We start from the raw sequence: 16620 nt of genomic DNA, 5'->3' as shown, positions 1-16620 counted from the left end.
GGCCTCTCGGCCGGCCCTACGAGCCCAACCGGACGGGCAGCCGCTTGAGGGCGTGGGACCGGAACGAGGTACGCCATGCGAGCTGATCGGCGGGGCAGTCGAGGGCCAGCCCAGGGAAGCGCCGCACCAGCGTGCCGAGGGCGGTGCGCAGTTGCATGCGGGCCAGCGCGGCGCCGAGGCAGTAGTGCATGCCCTGTCCGAGCGCGAGGTGCGCGGTGTCCGCGCGGTGGATGTCGAACCGCTCGGGGTCGTCGTAGCGTGCCGGGTCCCGGTGGGCGGCGGCGAGGCACAGCAGGACGGTGTCGCCGACCGGGACGGTGACACCGCCGATGTCGATCGGCTCGGTCGGGAAGCGGCGGATCGCCATCTGGTTGGGGTTGACGTACCGCAGGAGCTCCTCCACCGCCTGCGGCATCAGACTCGGGTCGGCGCGCAGCGCGGCGAGTTGCCCGGGGTGGTTCAGGAGGACGAGCAGCCCGCCGCTGATGACGTGCTGGGTGTTCTCGCTGCCCGCCATGAGGATGAGGAAGGCGAGGGAGACGAGTTCGTCCTCGCTGAGCCGGTCGCCCTCGTCGCGCGCGGCGATCAGTTCGGAGAGCAGGTCGTCGCCGGGCTCGGCCCTGCGGGCGGCCACGAGGTCGAGCAGGAAGCGGTGGATGTACTGGATCGCCTCGACCAGCTCACCCGAACTCCCGGGATCCAGCATGGTGTTGACCCGGTCCGAGAAGGCCCGCCAGTCCGCTTCGGGCACGGCGAGGAGATCGCCGATGAGCGTCAGCGGCAGCGGGTTGGCGAACGCGGAGACCACATCGGCCGAGCCGTCCGCCTCAAGCCGTTCGGCGAGGCGGTCCGCGAGCCGCCCGGCGGCGCTCTCGATCCGCTGCCGCATTCCGTCGACGTAGCGGGGCGTGAAGGCCTTCGAGACGAGCCGGCGCAGCCGCAGATGGTCGTCGGGGTCGATGTTCAGGAGGTTCGCGTCCAGCGCGGGTGGCAGCGAGAACCCCTGGTAACCGTTGCCCGCGTGCGCCTTGTTGACCGAGAGCCGGGGGTCGGCGAGCCCCGCGCGCACGTGCTCCTCCCCCAGCACCAGCCACACCGGCGACCCGTCGGGCAGCCGTATGCGATGGACGGACCCCTCCTTGCGCAGCCGCTCGTACGTCGCGTACGGATCGGCGAAGTGGTCGCGGTCGAACGGCTGCGGAAGGCTCTGGTCCGAGGCGGGCTGGTTCACACGGGGTCCTTGGGCTGGTCGAGCGGGCGGGTCGAAAGCCCACGATACGTTCAGCCGAGTCGCATGCTCAGCGGCAGCCTCACGCCGAACGACGGGGGTTGTGTGGGTCGTACGGGTGATATCCGACGGCTTTCTCGGCGAGGCGGCGCCGCGGCACGGCGCGGGCGTGAAAAGAGAGTCAGGCAACGACCGATTTGTATGACCATCATTCGAATCAGAGGAAACCGTATGCCTGCCCCAGCACTCTCCCCTCGCGCACGCACGCGTGCCACCGCCGTCACGGCGCTCACCGTCGCGGCAACCGCCCTCACCGGTACCCCGGCCGCTCTCGCCGCCCCCGGCGACAACGGCGACATCATGATCCACGCGGTGGGGACGCCCTTCACCGACCTGCGCAACGAACCGAGGGTCTGCAGCTTCTACCTCGACGCCTTCAACTTCGATGTCGCCCAGGGCGTCACCTGGGACATCAGCACCCAGCCCACCAGGGTGGGCGGCGCCACCCTGTCCGGTGCCATCACGCTCGCGATCGGCGTCGGACACACCCTGCCGCTGACGCTGCCCGACGGGCAGTACAAGGTCGTCTGGAGGGTCATCGGCGACAACGGCGCGGGCAAGGAGAAGGCCTTCTCGGTCGACTGCGCGGGGACCCCCATCTCCAATGGCCGTGCCCCGCACGGCGGCGTGCACGCGGGCGGCGGCGGTCTCGCCGAGACGCCGGGCATCCCGCAGGCCGGGGCCGTGGCGGGCGTGGGACTGGTCTCGGTGGCCGGAGTGCTGTACATCCGCCGACTCCGCCGCCGCCCCGATGGCGCAGCGTAGACGCGCCCCCACCACCCGGCACCGGACGCGCGCCTACCGCCTGACGAGGACGGCGGCTCTGACCCTGTCCCTGGTGGTGGGCGGCGTCTGGTGGGCCCAGGACGACGAGCCCGCCCCGGCGGCCGTCGTCGGCGCCGGGTCCCGCGACGTCGAGGCGGCCTCCGCGCCGTTCGGCGACAGCCGGGGCCCGGCGTCCCCGCGCCCGGCGCCACCGAGCCCGGCGTCCCCGAGCCCGGTGGCGCCGCATCCGCTGCCGCCGTCCCCCGCGGTCTCGCTCGCGGTGCCGTACCTCGGCATCAAGGCGCCGATCGTCGCCCTCGGGCTCGACGCCCAACAGCGCCTGACCACCCCGCCCGTGGACGATGCCAAGGTGGTGGGCTGGTATCAACAGGGCCCGTCTCCGGGCGAGTTGGGCACGGCCGTCGCCGTCGGACACCGCGACACCCGCACCGGGCCCGCCGTCTTCGCCTCCCTGAGTACGCTGCGCCCCGGCCGGCTGGTGGAGGCCCGCCGCACCGACGGCCAGGTCGCCGTGTACACCGTGGACACCGTCAAGACGTACGCGAAAGCCCGCTTCCCCGACCAGGAGGTGTACGGTCCGACAGGCCGTCCGGAGCTCCGGCTGATCACCTGCGGCGGCAAGTTCAGCCCGAAGACCGGCTACGAGAGCAACCTCGTCGTCTTCGCCCACCTGAGCCAGGTGCGCCCCGCCCCGCACTCCCAACTCGCGGCCGGAAAGCGCCCTTTGGGGAGGCAGTGACAGCGCGCGGTTATTGACACGGTCGTCAATGACATGGACATTACTAGTCGCTCATCCGGCTCCCCAGCGCCACACCCACGCGCCGGGAGCCGTGCTCCACCCCCCACCCTCGTCACATCCATGACGCACGGTCCTGGAGGAGCCAGATGAAGAGACGCAGAACCGCCCTGGCCGCAGCCCTGTTCACCGCCGCCGCGGGGCTCGGCGCGATGCAGAGCGCCGAGCCCGCCGCCGCCCGCCCCACCGCGGCACCCTCCCCCAACGCTCCCCACCGCGGCACGGTCGCCGGGGCGCGCACGCCGGACCGGAATCCGGCGAGGGACCGCGCCGTCCAGGCGCTGAAGAAGGGCCGCGCCACCAAGTTCCGTACAGCGGCGGCCGATCCCACGCACAACTGGTGGGGGATATTCCCCCAGCCCGGCACCCACGACGGCATCACGGCCACCCACACCGTGGACCCGGACTACCGGGTGAGCAATGCCGACAACTTCACCTACGCACCCACCACCAAGGCGCAGAACTCCTGCATGGAGGTGGTCACCGCCTACTGGAACAGCGGCAACGAGATATGGGCCTGGGACTGGTGCGGATCGGGCGGACCGGCCAAGACGGTCCCGATCGACGCGGACTTCAAGGCGAAGTACACCCAGCCCTCCGGCTCGGGACTCGCCTACAGCGTCCAGTTGGCGCGCGACAGCGGGTCCGGCAACCAGTGGTCGTCCTACCTCTACAACTACCGCTCCGCACAATGGGAGTTGCTGTACCGCCAGTCCGGGCAGGACCAGAGCGGGCTGGACCACGGCTGGGACATGTTCGAGATCTACGCGAGCGTCAACCCCTCCACCGGGGTGGGGTACTACTGCACCGAGGCCCAGAACACCGTCTTCGACAGCAGTGCCATAGAGCTGCGCAGCCAGGGCGCCTGGAAGCCCGCGAGCCCGGCCGACTCGCCGTGGACCGAGCAGAATCCCTCGGGCCAGGACTTCCTGTGTCCGCAGCTGCGCTTCATCCAGGCGGGCGCCGACGACCACTGGACGGTACGCCAGTAGTCGCCGCGCCCCTTTCCGCGCCCGGGGGTCAGCCGAGCTGGAAGGTCGCCTCGACCGGGTAGTGGTCGCTGGGCGAGCGGGTGTCGAGCTGCCCCGGCGCCCAGCCGGCCTGCGGGTCGAAGTCGGCCGTGACGTCCGGAAGGGCGGAAGGCACCGGGCGGCCGGGGGCGTTGAGGTAGCCGAGGTAGTCCAGGTTGTCGCGGTAGTCCTTGGGGAAGGTCTCGACATCGGCCATGTACTGGCACCAGGCCGACACCGAGCAGTCCATGGTGGTCGGCGCGGCTCCCGCCGCCGGAGTGCCGAGCGAACCGCCCACGGCGGACTGGGAGTTGGTGAAATCGCCGCGGGACTGGCCGTGGGTGTACTCGACGTTGAGGTCGCCCCCGATCAGCACCGGTGCCGAGGCGCCCACGACCCCGTTCACCCAGTCGCGTATCTCGCCGAGCTGGCCCAGGCGGGTCTTCTGGGTGGTGTCGGTGGAGGTGTTGGACTGGTCGGCCTGGAGGTGGGTGCCGACCACCCATGCCTTGGTGCCGTTCTTGTCGATCTGGGCGAGCGCGGCGCCCTTGTTGGCGTTGTAGTCCCAGGTGCCGGAGGTGGAGTTGCTGAAGACATGGGCGTACTGGGCGGTGATCGGGTACTTGGACAGGATCATCGTCCCGCCGTTGATCACGAACCACGAGTTGGAGCAGTTGCCGCTCACGCCGTTCCAGCCGCCGCCCGAACAGGTCTGGCCCACCACCGGGGTGCGGTACGGGTAGAGGTCGGCGAGCTTGGCCGAGATGTCGTCGGTGGACGTGTGGTTGAACAGCTCGTCCAGGACCACGACGTCCGCGCTGTGCTGCCGGATGATCGACTCGATGACCGGGGTGCGCTGGGCCGCCTTCTCGTTCTGCGTCGAGTCGACGATCGCCGTTCCCAGGTCGACGTTCCACGCGAAGACCGAGAGCGTGGGAGCGCCGTCGGCCGCGTCGGCGGTCGGCGCGAGCAGGACCGCGCCCCCGGCCAGGGCGGCCGCCGTGGTGAGGGCGGTGAGGGCGGAGGCGGTTTTGGGCGCGCGCATGGGAGGGCTCCTGATGGTCACTCTGCGGTGGGGGAACGGCGGAACTGTAGCTACTGGCGAGTACATCCGGAAGAACTGCGGCTGACCCATCCATGGCGACCAGATGTCCCGGCGATCATCGAGGGGCGTCCCGCCGCACATTTTCCGGGCACGCCACTAGGAACCTCTGGGCCCGCTCGCTACCCTCCGCGCATGATTTCCACGGTTGTCTGGGGTACCGGCAATGTCGGCCGTGCGGCGATACGCGCGGTCGCGGCCCATCCGGCGCTGGAACTCGCGGCCGTGCTCGTCCACAACCCGGCGAAGGTGGGCCGGGACGCCGGTGAACTCGCCGGGCTGGCATACGAGTTGGGGGTCCTCGCGACGGACTGCACGGAGGCCGTGCTGGCCTCCGGACCCCGGGCCGTGGTGTACGCGGCGTCCGGTGACATCCGGCCGGACGAGGCGCTCGCCGATGTCACCCGGGCGGTCCGGTCCGGAGCCGTGGTCGTCACCCCGGCGCTGTATCCGCTCTACGACCGCCTCGGCGCTCCGCCGGAATTCCGGGACCCGGTCCTCGCCGCGGTCGCAGAAGGCGGCGGATCCCTGTTCGCCTCCGGCGTCGACCCGGGCTGGGGCAACGACGTACTGCCGCTGCTGATCAGCGGGCTCGGCACCACGGTGGACGCGATCCGCTGCCAGGAGATCTTCGACTACTCCACGTACGAACAGGAGGAGTCGGTCCGGTACTTGGTCGGCATGGGGCAGCCGATGGAGTACGAGCCCTTGATGCTCGCACCGTCCGTTCCGACCATGGTGTGGGGCGGGCAGATCCGGCTGATGGCGCGGGCGCTGGGCTGCGAGGTGGACGACATCCGCGAGACCGTGGAGCGGCGCGCGCTCGACACGACGGTGAGCACCCGGACCATGGGCACCTTCGACGCCGGCACGCAGGGCGCGGTGCGGTTCGAGGTGCGGGGCATCGTGGCGGGCGAACCGCGCATCGTCATCGAGCACGTCACCCGCATCCATGCGTCCTGCGCACCGGACTGGCCGGTGCCGCCCGCCGGCGGCGACGGGGCCCACCGGGTGGTCATCGAGGGACGCCCGCGCATCGAGGTCACGGTCGAGGCGACGGACGAGGGCGAGAACCGGTCGGCGGGCGGCAACGCCACCGCCGTCGGCCGTCTGGTGAACGCGATCGACTGGCTGGTGGCCGCGGACCCCGGACTCTACGACGCGCTCGACGTCCCACTGCGCCCGGCAGTCGGCAGACTCGGAAGGAAGCAATGATGAGGATCGACATCCCCCAGGGCCAGGAGCCGATCGGGTACGTGTGGGGCGACATGGTTCCCGGCATCGGCATGGCCGCCGCGAACTTCTCCCTTTCGGTGTACGCCCATACGACCCTGGGACTGCGGGAGTTCGAGGCGGCGCGGCTGCGGATCGCGCAGATCAACGGGTGCCTGTTCTGCCTGGACTGGCGGACCGACCGGGACGGCGAGAAGGTCGAGGAGGGCTTCGCCGACGCGGTCACCGAGTGGCGCAGCACCGAGGACTTCGACGACCGGACCCGGCTGGCCGCCGAGTACGCCGAGCGGTACGCGCTCGACCACCACGGCCTCGACGAGGAGTTCTGGACCCGGATGACCGCGCACTACAGCCAGGTCGAGATCGTGGAGCTGAGCATGAGCATCGGCTCCTGGCTGGCGTTCGGCCGGCTCAACCATGTGCTCGGCCTCGACTCCGTGTGCGTGCTGCCCACGCAGTGAGCAGGGGCCGCCCGGCGATTCGGGCGGCCCCCTGCGTCGTGCCGTCACCGGAGATCGGTGGCGACGATCTTCTCGATGTTCCGTTCGGCGAGTGCCGTGATGGTGACGAACGGGTTGACGCTGGTGTTGCCGGGGATCAGCGAGCCGTCGATGACGTACAGGCCCGGATAGCCGTACAGGCGACCGTAGTTGTCGGTGGCCTTGTTCAGGACCGCGCCGCCCAGCGGGTGGTAGGTGAGTGTGTCGTTCCAGATCTTGTAGACGCCGAAGAGGTCGGTGCGGTAGATCGTCCCCTCCGTAGCGTTGATCTTGTCGAAGATCGTCTTGGCCATGTCGATGGACGCCTGCTTCCAGGCGGTCTGCCAGTCCAGGTCGACCTGGCCGGTCGTGGGGTTCCAGGAGAACGTGCCGCGGTTGGGGTTCTTGGTGATCGACAGGTAGAACGAGGCGTACGTCTCGATGCCGGTGGGGAGCGGCGCGACTTCGGCGAACGCGCCGCCGGCCGTCCAGTTGTCGATGCCGCCGCAGGGAATGGCCGCCTGGACCGCGCCGGTCGGATCCCACAGGTAGTTGGCTCGGCCGCACATGACGTTGCCGTTGTCGCCCCAGGTCCGGCCGACCTCGCCGTTGAGGTCGGGCAGTGCGCCGGTGGCCTTCAGCTTCACGAGGAGCTTGCTGGTGCCGACGCTGCCCGCCGCGAAGAACACCTTGTCCGAGGTGACGGTCTTGGTGGCGGTGACATCGCCGTTGGTGTCGAGCTGTTCGATGACGACGGTGTAGCCGCCGCTCGGACCCGGGGCGACCGAAGTGACCCTGTGCAGCGGGGAGATGGTGACCTTGCCGGTCGCCTTCGCCTGGGCGAGGTAGGTCTTCTGGAGCGACTTCTTGCCGTAGTTGTTGCCGTACAGGATCTCGCCCGCGACGGCCGACTTGGGGACGGTTCCGGCCGCCTCCTGCTTCATGTAGCCCCAGTCGTACACGTCGGGCACGAAGACGAAGGGGAAGCCCGAGCGCTGGGCCTGTTTGCGGCCGACACGGGCGAACTGGTAGCAGTCGACCGTGTCGAACCAGGCCGGGTCGATGAGGCCGGACCCGAGCCCGGCGTTGGCGCGCGGATAGTAGGTGTTGTACATCTCGTCGGGGTCGACCGACGGGAGGATGGCGCCGAAGTTCTCACGCCTGGGCGTGACCGCCATACCGCCGTTGACCAGTGAACCGCCGCCGACGCCGCGGCCCTGGTAGACGGTGATGCCGCTGAAGTCCTCGGCGTCCAGGATCCCGGTGTAGCGGGGGATGTCCCGGTCGATCGGGATGCCGAAGAAGTTGCTCAGCGGCTGCTTGGTCTTGGTACGGAGCCAGTAGGAGCGGTAGTCCGGGGCGGTCGTGTTGCAGAAGATCTTGCCGTCGGAGCCGGGGGTGTCCCAGGCCATGCCCATCTCGACCATCTGCACGTCGACGCCCGCCTGCGCCAGCCGCAGCGCGGCGACGGAGCCGCCGTATCCGGTACCGATCACCAGGGCCGGGACATGGGCCCCGTCGCCGATCGGAGCGGCGGTGCGGGAGACGGTCCGCGCATGGGCAGCGGTGGCCGGACCGGCGACAGCCGCAAGCCCCAAAATAGAACCAGTTCCTGCAATGAATCTTCGGCGTGAAACCCCCTGGGAACCAGGGTCATGCGTGGTAGTGTCACTCATGTGACATTCCTCACTCTTGATGGAGTGAGAACAGGTTCTACTGGCGCTGGCTTGATAAGTCACTAGAAACCTCTAGGTAACTTGCGGCGGCCTGCGGTCGACCGGAGTGACCGGCGTACGGATGGCGACCGGCGTGCGCCGCGCCCCCGACCACGGGGCCGGCACGGCGTCGATGTCCCGCGCGAGACGCTGGGCGAGCGCCTCGTAGTTGACCCGCCACCCGCGGAAGTGCGGCCACGCCTCCTCGGGGCTGCGCTCCGCGGGATAGCCCTGCTCCCGCATGCGCTCCACCCCCGCCAGGAAGTCCGCGTAGCCGAGCTCCAGCGGGCCGTCCGGATGCGGGTCGGGGTCGTAGGGGATGCCCAGTGTGTCGGCGATGTCGCGCAGGCACACGAAACCCGCGCGCAGCGCCATCCGCACCTCGGACTGCGGCTGCGAGGGGTTGAAGGCGAGCCGCAGTGCCGCCGCGTCCATCACCGCGAGGAGGGCGATCAGCCAGTTGCGGGTCGCCTTCGGGGACCGGAAGTGGATGAGGACCGGGTAGGTGGTGTGGCTCTCGCCCACCTCGGCACTCCACCGCTCCCAGTTGCGGAACAGTTCGCCGACGCTGCCCACCAGCTCGACCTGCGCGTACCGGGCGAGGATCTCCGGCCCCCAGGGCGGGCTGCCCGCGCGGGCCTGGAGCAGGGTCACTTCCGTCTCGCGGCGCTGGTAGGCGGCATACAGCGTCGGCAGATAGCCGACCTGGAGGCCGATCACGATCGGCCCGGTGGCCGCCGCGCAGAAGTCGATCGCGTTCAGGGTCACTCTGTTGCTGGTGGCGAAGCCGAGGGTGAAGAGCGAGGAGCCGGACTCGGTCAGCGAGTCCCGCAGCCCCAGTCCGCTCACCGCCGCCTCAAGCAGTCCGTAGCCGATCATGAAGAATAGGAGCCAGCCCATCAGGGTGACCACGATGGACAGCGGCGCCACCGGGGCGAGCACCCGGTCCTTGGCCTCGGCCCCGTGCATCAGGTCGGCCACCCGCTGGAACGGCCAGCGCACCGAGCGCTGGACGAGCCGCGTGAAGCTGGACCGGGTCGGCCGGGGAATCACCAGGGTGCGCAGCACCGAGGAGAAGATCCCGAGCACGAGGACGGCGCCGACGACGCCGAACACTGCTCTCACCGCGACTGTGTTCCTTTCCGGTACGCCTCCGGGCCCTGCCCCTCGCCCGGCCACAGGAAGATTACGTGCCGTCAGCACCGGGCGGGACGCACCCCGCGGGCCGGGCCGCAGGTCACAGGCCGTGGCGACGGTCGCCCAGGACCACCTCGCAGACCTCGCGCTCAAGGTGTGCGGAGAACGGCGCCCGGCGGGCGGCGACGGCGCGACGGGTCTCCTCGGCGATCAGGTCGGCGTTGATGGCCGCCCCGGCCCGCACCCCCGCCGCGGCGGCCGCGATGACCTGATCGGTCGGGTTGGCCACGTTGCCGGCCACCCACACTCCGGGTACGGCGGTCGCGCCGCTCGCGTCGGCGTCGATGCGGCTGCCGATCACCTGCCCGGCCATCTCCAGATCGGTGGGCTCAAGCCCCAGCGAGGCGAGCAGCTCCGCCCGTGCGGTCAACTTCGTTGATACGACGAGTACTTGACGGGGAATCGCCTTCCCGGTGTCGAGGCGTACTCCGTGCAGACGGCCGTCGCGCGCCTCCAGCGCGGTCACTTCGCCGGCCACCACACTGACGCCCCGGGCGGCGAGCTCCTCGTACTGCTGCTCGTCGGGTTCGCCCATGGTGTGCAGGAAGAGCGTGATGTCCGTGCTCCACTGCCGCCACAGCAGGGCCTGGTGCACGGCGAGCGGTCCGGTGGCGAGGACCCCGATCGCCCGGTCGCGCACCTCCCAGCCGTGGCAGTACGGACAGTGCAGTACGTCCGTGCCCCACAGCTCCGCGAGTCCCGGGACTCCGGGGAGTTCGTCGACGATGCCCGTGGTCACCAGGAGCCGGCGCGCGCGGAGTTCGCCGCCGTCGGCGAGGGCGACCCGGAAACCGCCGCCTTCGAGCCGCTCGGCCGCGATCGCGCTGCCGCTGATGAACTCCCCTCCGTAGCCGCGTACTTCGGCGCGGCCGTCGGCGAGGAGCTCGGCGGGCGGGGTGCCCTCGCGTCCCGGATAGGCGTGAACGCCGTCGGCCGGGGCGTTGCGGGGCTGCCCCGCGTCGACCACCAGGACCGAGCGCCGCGCCCTCGCGAGGGTCAGCGCCCCGCCCAGTCCGGCGGCGCCGCCCCCGATCACCACCGCGTCGTAGTGCTGACGGCCGCCTTCGGGCGTGCTGTTCATCGAGTGTTCCGTTCGCTCGTTCATGTGCGACACCTCCAATGCCGCGATGCTGCTCCCGGCCCTTCCCGTTTGACAAAGTTGGTTGCCGTTGTGGCAAATGGAGGGATGGCCCAAGACGACCTCACCGACGTACTGACCGGCGTGGGACCGCGGCTGCGGGCGCTGCGGCGAGCGCGCGGCAGCACCCTGGCCCAGGTCAGCGAGGCGACCGGGATCTCGCTGAGCACCCTGTCCCGCCTGGAGTCCGGGCAGCGCAAACCGACTCTGGAGCTGCTGCTTCCGCTGGCCAGGGAGTACCGGGTGCAGCTGGACGAGCTGGTCGGGGCCCCGGCGACCGGCGACCCCCGCATCCACCCGCAGCCCTTCACCCGGCACGGCCAGACCTTCGTACCGCTGACCCGGTTCCTGGGCGGGCTGCACGCCTACAAGCAGATCGTCCCGCCCCGGCAGGCCCCCGACGGAGTGCGGCCCGAGCTGAAGGTGCACGAGGGCTACGAGTGGCTGTACGTCCTGTCGGGGCGGCTGTGGCTGGCGCTCGGCGAGCACGACCTGATCCTCACCGCGGGTGAGGCCGCCGAGTTCGACACGCGTACCCCGCACGGCTTCGCCAACGCGGGCGACCGGCCCGTCGAGTTCCTCTCCCTGTACGGGGCGCAGGGCGAGCGCATGCACGTACGGGCCCAGCCCACCGGCGACTGACCGCTCGGCTCAGCACCATCGGCGGCTGCCGGATCTTCCTGACCGGGGCCGTGCTGAGCGCGGCCGACCGGGCAGGGACGGCTACGGCCGACGGCGGGGCTTGCCTCGCTTGGCGTTCTTCGGGGTGGCGGAGCCGCCGCGCGGGCTCTTGCCGGTCGGCTTGCCGCCGGTCGACTTGCCGGCCGCGGGCTTGCGCTGCGCGCCGCCCTTGTCGGGGCGCTTCTGCTTCGGCTGTTCCGGAGTCCGCGTACGGCCGCGGGAGCTGTTGACGGTCCGTCCGCGGACGATCCCGATGAACTCCTCCACCAGATCGGTGGTCTCCTCCTCCGGCCACGACAGCGCGACCCGCGACTCGGGCGTGCCCGTGACGGGCCGGTAGGTGAGGTCCTTGCGGTGGTGCAGGCGGGCCAGCGACTGCGGGACGATCAGGAGTCCGACTCCCGCCGCCACCAGCTCGATGGCGTCCTCCGTCGTGGCGGGCCGCTCGATCGCGGGCAGGCCCGGCGGACGCTCCCAGTCGAGGGTGTCGTCGAGGGGATGCAGCAGGATCTCGTCGGCCAGGTCCTCGGCGGAGACCTCCTCGACCGCCGTCACGGGATGGTCCTTGGGGACCACGACGACCGTCGTCTCGGTGTAGAGGGGGATCGCGCTGAGATCCGTACGGTCGATCGGCAGCCGCACGAACCCCGCGTCCGCGCCACGGCTCCGCAGGACGTCGGGGGCTTCGGCGGCGGACACCGTGGTGAGGGTCAGGGGGACGTCGGGCAGCCGCTCGTTCCAGATCCGCACCCACTTGCTCGGCGTCACACCCGGAACGTAGGCGAGCCGGAACGATGGGGGTTCTTGCGAGCCTGTCACTCCGCCAGGTTACCGGTCGTGGTCGGAGGTATCGCACATGCTCGCTACTCTTGACCCCATGACGTCGCACCAGACCACCCAGACGATGAAGCCCGCGACCGCGGCGAAGAAGCTGGGTGTGTACCTTGAGGCCACCCCCGCCGAGTTCCAGGAGGGTGTCGTCTCGCGCACCGAGCTGAACGCCCTGCAGGCCGACCCGCCGCAGTGGCTCCAGGACCTGCGACGCACCGGCCCGCACCCCCGGCCGGTGGTCGCGGCGAAGCTGGGCATCTCCATCGCCGGGCTCGCCCGCGGCGGGGTCACCGAGGCCCTCACCACCGAGCAGATCGACACGCTGAAGCAGGACAACCCCGAGTGGCTGCAGAAGGAGCGCGCCACCCAGGCCGAGGTCCGCAAGGAATCGGTGCGCATCAAGGAGAAGAACAAGGAGAAGAGCGCACAGCAGGCCGACCAGCCCCGCGCTCCCCGCTCCTGACCCTCCACCGGCACCCATGGGGGCGTACGACACCTTCGGGGGACGTACGCAAGCGCCGCTGACCGGCGATCGTGCCGCTGGTCAGCCGCGCCGTGCGATGGGCGGGGGATCGGCGCGGCCGATCTCCTCCAGGTTGGCGCGGTAGATCTCAGCACCCACGGTGTCCCGGCACCGACGGCATTCGTGCAGCGCCCGCTCCGTCCATGCCCTCGCTTCGTCGCGATCGCCCGCGTAGAAGTGGTTGAGCCCCATCAGTCCGTAGATCTTGCCGAGGTGGCGTTGTGCCGCCGCGTCGCGGGGCCAGGTCGACGCCTGGGTGAGGAGTTCGCGCAGGAGGCGGTTGCTCTCCGCGAACCGTGCTCGGTCGCTGAGCTTCTGCGCGCGTGTCAGGGTCTCCCGGCAGGCGCCCAGCCGTTTTCCGTCGGGTGTGCCGAGCCGCAGTTCGCGTGCCGCGAGCAGGGCCGCCAGACTCGTGGCCGTGTCCGCGACGCGTCGTCCTCCCGCCTGCTGTGCGAAGGCGTGCGCCTGGCGCGCGTGCGCGATGGCCGTGTCGAGGTCGTTCCGTCGGGCGGCGCAGTCGCAGAGCCTGCCGTGGATGTCCGACGTCCAGCCGCTGTCCCCCGTGAACTCGTCGAGCACTTCGCGCAGCAGGGCCTCGCAGGCCTCCTGCTCCCCGTCCTCGGCCAGCAACTGCGCCTCGTGCACCTTCTCCTGGGGGCTTCCCGGACGTTCGGCTCCCGCGAGCCGGCGCAGCGACTCGGGATGGCCGAGAGCGTCCAGTTCCCGGGCCACCCGCAGGATCATCCGGAGGTAGGGCCGCGCCTGTTCCGGGCTCTGCCGGAAGGCGTCCGCCACGTGCTGCGGAGCCCGCAGCCACTCTTCCCGGCCTGCGTCCAGAACGACGGCGTACTGCTCGCACAGCGCCCGGAACCTCGCATCGTCACCCGCCCGATGGGCGGCGTCCAGGGCGCCCAGCACACGTTTCACATCGCCGTCCGCGGACCGCCCCCGGCGCGCGGCGCTCACGCGACCGGGGCTTCCGGCTGCAGGAGGTGGCGGTACAGGTGCATGTACAGCAACCCGGCCGGGTGGCCCGGCACCCTCTCCCACCCGGCGAGGACGGCACACGGCGGTTCACCGGGTGCCACGTCGCCGACGATCTGCGACACGTTCTCCGCGTAACGGTTCAGAGAGACGGTGACCGCCGGGATGCGTGCCTCGCCCAGCAGTTTGCCCAGCGCCTGGCCCACTTCGCTCGCCACCGGACCGGACTTCCCCACGAGGACCCACACATCGGCGTCGACGCTGCGCACGCCCAGTCGGCCGTCCACGCGGTGGCCCACCGGAACCGGGTCCACCGCGGTCCAGCTCCCCGAACCCACCCGCACGCCCAGCAGCCTCTCCAGTTCCTCGCACCGCTGCCGTACCCAGGAGGAGATCAGCACGGCCTCTCCCTCGCATTCCGCGACGACCGCGACGTGGCAGACCGGCCGTCGGTCCGGCCGGGCCGGGAGCTGCCAGTACGGTGGCGCGTCGGGCGCCCGGCCGTCACCGTGCCCCTCCGGTGCGTAGCTCCGGAGGTCGAGCGCGCCCCACCAGTCGAGTGTGCCGATGGTCCGCGTCCGTGGTTCGCCGTCGACGGGCAGGTTCCCGCCGTAGTCCGGCGACGGTATGAGGACGTCTCCCCGGCCCATCACGGGCAGCGGAAACACCCCGGTGACCAGGGAATGCGGACTCCGGCGGCCCGGCGGTACCGCGACGGAGAGCATGCCGTCGTAGATGTGGGGAAGGTCGGCCGGGTCGGCCATGGACAGGCCGAGCCGCCGCAGGCACCCATCGCGCGACTGGAGGCGGAACACCTCGGTGTCCAACAGACCGCGCCAGATGACGAGTTGGCGGTCGAGGACCAGGCGCTCCAGTACGTCGGCGTCGGCGCCCGGGTCGCGCCGCCGCGCCGACTCGGTGGCGGGCAGCACGTCGGGGCGCCCGCTGACCGTGTTCACCAGTGCCGTCGCGGCCTCCAGGCTGCACCAGGCCCGGCCCAGGTAGTCCGCCACGTCGTCCAGCACCACCAGGGTGCGCCCGGCGCACTGCAACAGGGGCAGCGAGCGCAGGGTCCGCCGGAAGCGCAGGTCCTCCTCGGGGGTGCGGGGAGCCTGCGGGACGCAGCTGTAGTCGTACCAGAGCCGGATCCTGGCCAGCAGGGGTCGCAGTCCGGGCAGTTGACCGAGCAGACCGTGCAGCCGACTCAGCCCGGCGTCGTCGCGGGCGTGCGCGGCGCCTTGGTCGACGGCGTCCGCATCGACGCGGTCCACTTCCTGGGCCAAGGCGTCAAGTGCCGCCTGATCCAGGGCAGTTCGGAGCACCCCCACCACGAGGGACTCCACGAGGTCCGAACCGGCCGCCCCGACCGGGGCGTTGAGGACGCGGGCCACTCTGCGGGGCGTGTGCAGTCCGCGCCGGTGGGCGACCCGTACCGCTTCGCACAGCGCGGCGAACAGATGCCAGGCGACGATGCGCGCCTGCACCCCTTCGGGGTCGGGATGCGCGGTGCTCAGCCAGCGGTGCGAGACGAACACGTGGTGGTGGCCGACGTGGACGCCGACGGCCAGCCGGGATGCCGCCTCCCTCATCTCAAGGAACCGGCCGCCCCGGATGAGCTCGTCCAGGGGCAGCCAGAGCGATTCGGCGAGGTGCGGCCGGATCGAGTCGGTGGGCTGGGGGCGCAGGTCGGCCGGTTCGGCGAGCGCGTCCAGCGTCCGGTTCGGCAGCCCCAGCGGGAACCTGCCGAGGACCTCGCCGTCGCGTTCCGCCATGACGTAGAGCAGGCCGCGTTCGATGCCGTACCGGGCGCGGCCGTCGGGCGGCACGAGCCGACGGTGCGTCAAGTAATCGTGCTGCGCGGCGAGTTCGGCCAGATCGTCCGGCGGTCGCAGCCGCTCCCGGCGCCTTTCCTGCTCGGCCAGGCCCGCGAGGGTCTCGACGGTCGCGTAGGGCTGCTCGGGGCATGCGCTCTCGTACCGGAAGGCGAGGTCGTCGTAGCGTTGCGAGACGCCGCCGTGAGCGTAGCCCAGCGCCCTCGCCGACGCCTCGCCCGCTCGCCGGGCGTACAGCATCCGAGGGTGCCGCCGCAGCTTCTCCGGCGGGAGGGACAGGAGGGCCGCGAAGTCGCCGCCCGGCGGCGCCGCGCGTTCACCCTCACGACCGGGAGGATTCTCGTTCCGATGCAATCAACTCACCCGTTCAGCAACGCTAGTTGGCGGCTGACGCAGCGTCAACACAGCTATTCGGAGATCGAGTTAGCAGTTCTTGAAGGCAGTGGTGGGGAGGCGGGCGGTAGGGAATGATGCCGCCATGGCTGAGATCAGCGAGGTGCTCTGGAACGAGCAGGTGACCGCGTCCGACTACACCGACGCGAAGGCGACCTACCACGCGGCGGTGTTCGAGCAGTACAAGCTGTGCGTGGAGATGGCCGACCGGGTCAGCGCCCGCCGCAACTTGGCCAACACCTTCTTCCTGACGCTCCACAGCGGCCTGGTCGCCTTCCTCGGCGCATGGCTGTCCCAGGAGCACCGCGGCAGGCTCTCCGTCCTGCTGCTCCTCGCGGGACTGCTGGTGCTGCTGGCCATGTGCACGGCGTGGTGGTTCACGCTGCGCTCCTACCGGCAGTTGAACGAGGGCAAGTTCCGGGTGATCGGCGCCCTGGAGGAACGGCTTCCGGCCCGCGCCTTCCGGGCCGGCGAATGGGAAGCGCTCCACCGGGGTGAGGACTGGCGCGTCTATCTGCCCCTGACCCGGGTCGAGCGGTGGGTCCCGGTCATCTTCGGCGCCACCTACGCCCTGGGATTCATCGGGCTCGCCCTGTGACGCGTTCGCAGTGGCTCCGACAGCGGGTAGCGTG

Annotated in this window: 16 protein-coding genes; 8 read left to right on the top strand and 8 right to left on the bottom strand. The window is 70.8% G+C overall.

Going from position 1 to position 16620, the window contains the following annotated elements; genetic code table 11:
* Positions 1-16 precede the first annotated feature (16 nt).
* Positions 17-1231, bottom strand: coding sequence for a cytochrome P450 (locus tag ACIQ8J_RS22205; RefSeq protein ID WP_403273943.1), 1215 nt, complete (start codon positions 1229-1231; stop codon positions 17-19).
* A 228-nt stretch (positions 1232-1459) separates the two neighbouring features.
* On the opposite strand from ACIQ8J_RS22205, the gene ACIQ8J_RS22200 reads away from it, so the two are divergent.
* The 3 genes from ACIQ8J_RS22200 to ACIQ8J_RS22190 all read left to right on the top strand — a co-directional run bounded on the left by ACIQ8J_RS22200 (position 1460) and on the right by ACIQ8J_RS22190 (position 3862).
* Positions 1460-2053 (top strand): hypothetical protein, encoded by a 594-nt coding sequence (locus ACIQ8J_RS22200; RefSeq protein WP_403273942.1) that lies wholly within the window; start codon positions 1460-1462, stop codon positions 2051-2053.
* On the top strand, positions 2040-2813 hold the full coding sequence (locus ACIQ8J_RS22195; RefSeq protein WP_403273940.1) for a class F sortase: 774 nt from the start codon (positions 2040-2042) through the stop codon (positions 2811-2813). Before ACIQ8J_RS22200 ends, ACIQ8J_RS22195 begins: the two co-directional genes overlap by 14 nt.
* Positions 2814-2959: 146 nt before the next feature.
* A complete protein-coding gene (locus ACIQ8J_RS22190; protein WP_403273939.1) occupies positions 2960-3862 on the top strand; it encodes a carbohydrate-binding protein in 903 nt (300 codons plus the stop codon).
* Between the two features lie 28 nt (positions 3863-3890).
* Here ACIQ8J_RS22190 and ACIQ8J_RS22185 read toward each other — a convergent pair whose 3' ends face one another.
* Positions 3891-4925 carry a sphingomyelin phosphodiesterase gene (locus tag ACIQ8J_RS22185; RefSeq protein WP_403273937.1) on the bottom strand — a complete coding sequence of 345 codons (1035 nt, stop codon included), beginning with the start codon at positions 4923-4925 and terminating at the stop codon, positions 3891-3893.
* Positions 4926-5117: 192 nt separating this feature from the next.
* Between ACIQ8J_RS22185 and ACIQ8J_RS22180 the strand changes: the two genes are divergently transcribed.
* Together ACIQ8J_RS22180 and ACIQ8J_RS22175 are read left to right on the top strand one after the other, a co-directional pair.
* A complete protein-coding gene (locus tag ACIQ8J_RS22180; RefSeq protein WP_403273935.1) occupies positions 5118-6197 on the top strand; it encodes a dihydrodipicolinate reductase in 1080 nt (359 codons plus the stop codon).
* Complete coding sequence (locus ACIQ8J_RS22175) at positions 6197-6676, top strand: carboxymuconolactone decarboxylase family protein (protein WP_403273934.1); 480 nt, start codon at positions 6197-6199, stop codon at positions 6674-6676. Before ACIQ8J_RS22180 ends, ACIQ8J_RS22175 begins: the two co-directional genes overlap by 1 nt.
* Before the next feature lie 44 nt (positions 6677-6720).
* Here ACIQ8J_RS22175 and ACIQ8J_RS22170 read toward each other — a convergent pair whose 3' ends face one another.
* From ACIQ8J_RS22170 to ACIQ8J_RS22160, 3 genes are all read right to left on the bottom strand, one after another.
* Entirely contained in the window at positions 6721-8370 is a 1650-nt protein-coding gene (locus ACIQ8J_RS22170) for a GMC oxidoreductase (RefSeq protein ID WP_403273933.1), read from the bottom strand.
* Positions 8371-8442: 72 nt separating this feature from the next.
* The gene (locus ACIQ8J_RS22165) at positions 8443-9534 is read right to left on the bottom strand and encodes a hypothetical protein (protein ID WP_403273932.1); all 1092 of its coding nucleotides are present in this window, start codon (positions 9532-9534) and stop codon (positions 8443-8445) included.
* Between the two features lie 112 nt (positions 9535-9646).
* Positions 9647-10711 (bottom strand): NAD(P)/FAD-dependent oxidoreductase, encoded by a 1065-nt coding sequence (locus tag ACIQ8J_RS22160; protein ID WP_403273931.1) that lies wholly within the window; start codon positions 10709-10711, stop codon positions 9647-9649.
* 81 nt (positions 10712-10792) lie between these two features.
* Between ACIQ8J_RS22160 and ACIQ8J_RS22155 the strand changes: the two genes are divergently transcribed.
* Positions 10793-11386, top strand: coding sequence for a helix-turn-helix domain-containing protein (locus ACIQ8J_RS22155; protein WP_403273929.1), 594 nt, complete (start codon positions 10793-10795; stop codon positions 11384-11386).
* An 81-nt stretch (positions 11387-11467) separates the two neighbouring features.
* Here ACIQ8J_RS22155 and ACIQ8J_RS22150 read toward each other — a convergent pair whose 3' ends face one another.
* Entirely contained in the window at positions 11468-12244 is a 777-nt protein-coding gene (locus ACIQ8J_RS22150) for a LysR substrate-binding domain-containing protein (protein WP_403273927.1), read from the bottom strand.
* Positions 12245-12302: 58 nt separating this feature from the next.
* On the opposite strand from ACIQ8J_RS22150, the gene ACIQ8J_RS22145 reads away from it, so the two are divergent.
* Positions 12303-12719 carry a DUF5997 family protein gene (locus tag ACIQ8J_RS22145; protein ID WP_403273926.1) on the top strand — a complete coding sequence of 139 codons (417 nt, stop codon included), beginning with the start codon at positions 12303-12305 and terminating at the stop codon, positions 12717-12719.
* An 81-nt stretch (positions 12720-12800) separates the two neighbouring features.
* On the opposite strand, the gene ACIQ8J_RS22140 is transcribed toward ACIQ8J_RS22145, so the two are convergent.
* Entirely contained in the window at positions 12801-13706 is a 906-nt protein-coding gene (locus tag ACIQ8J_RS22140) for a hypothetical protein (protein WP_403607932.1), read from the bottom strand.
* Positions 13707-13741: 35 nt separating this feature from the next.
* Positions 13742-15949, bottom strand: coding sequence for a hypothetical protein (locus tag ACIQ8J_RS22135; RefSeq protein ID WP_403273923.1), 2208 nt, complete (start codon positions 15947-15949; stop codon positions 13742-13744).
* Between the two features lie 124 nt (positions 15950-16073).
* Here ACIQ8J_RS22135 and ACIQ8J_RS22130 point away from each other — a divergent pair, with 124 nt between their 5' ends.
* Complete coding sequence (locus ACIQ8J_RS22130; protein WP_403273922.1) at positions 16074-16586, top strand: hypothetical protein; 513 nt, start codon at positions 16074-16076, stop codon at positions 16584-16586.
* The last annotated feature ends 34 nt before the right edge of the window (positions 16587-16620 follow it).

This window comes from Streptomyces sp. NPDC094147 (assembly GCF_044764265.1).
Classification (GTDB): domain Bacteria; phylum Actinomycetota; class Actinomycetes; order Streptomycetales; family Streptomycetaceae; genus Streptomyces.
This window is presented reverse-complemented; position numbering and strand designations above follow the sequence as displayed.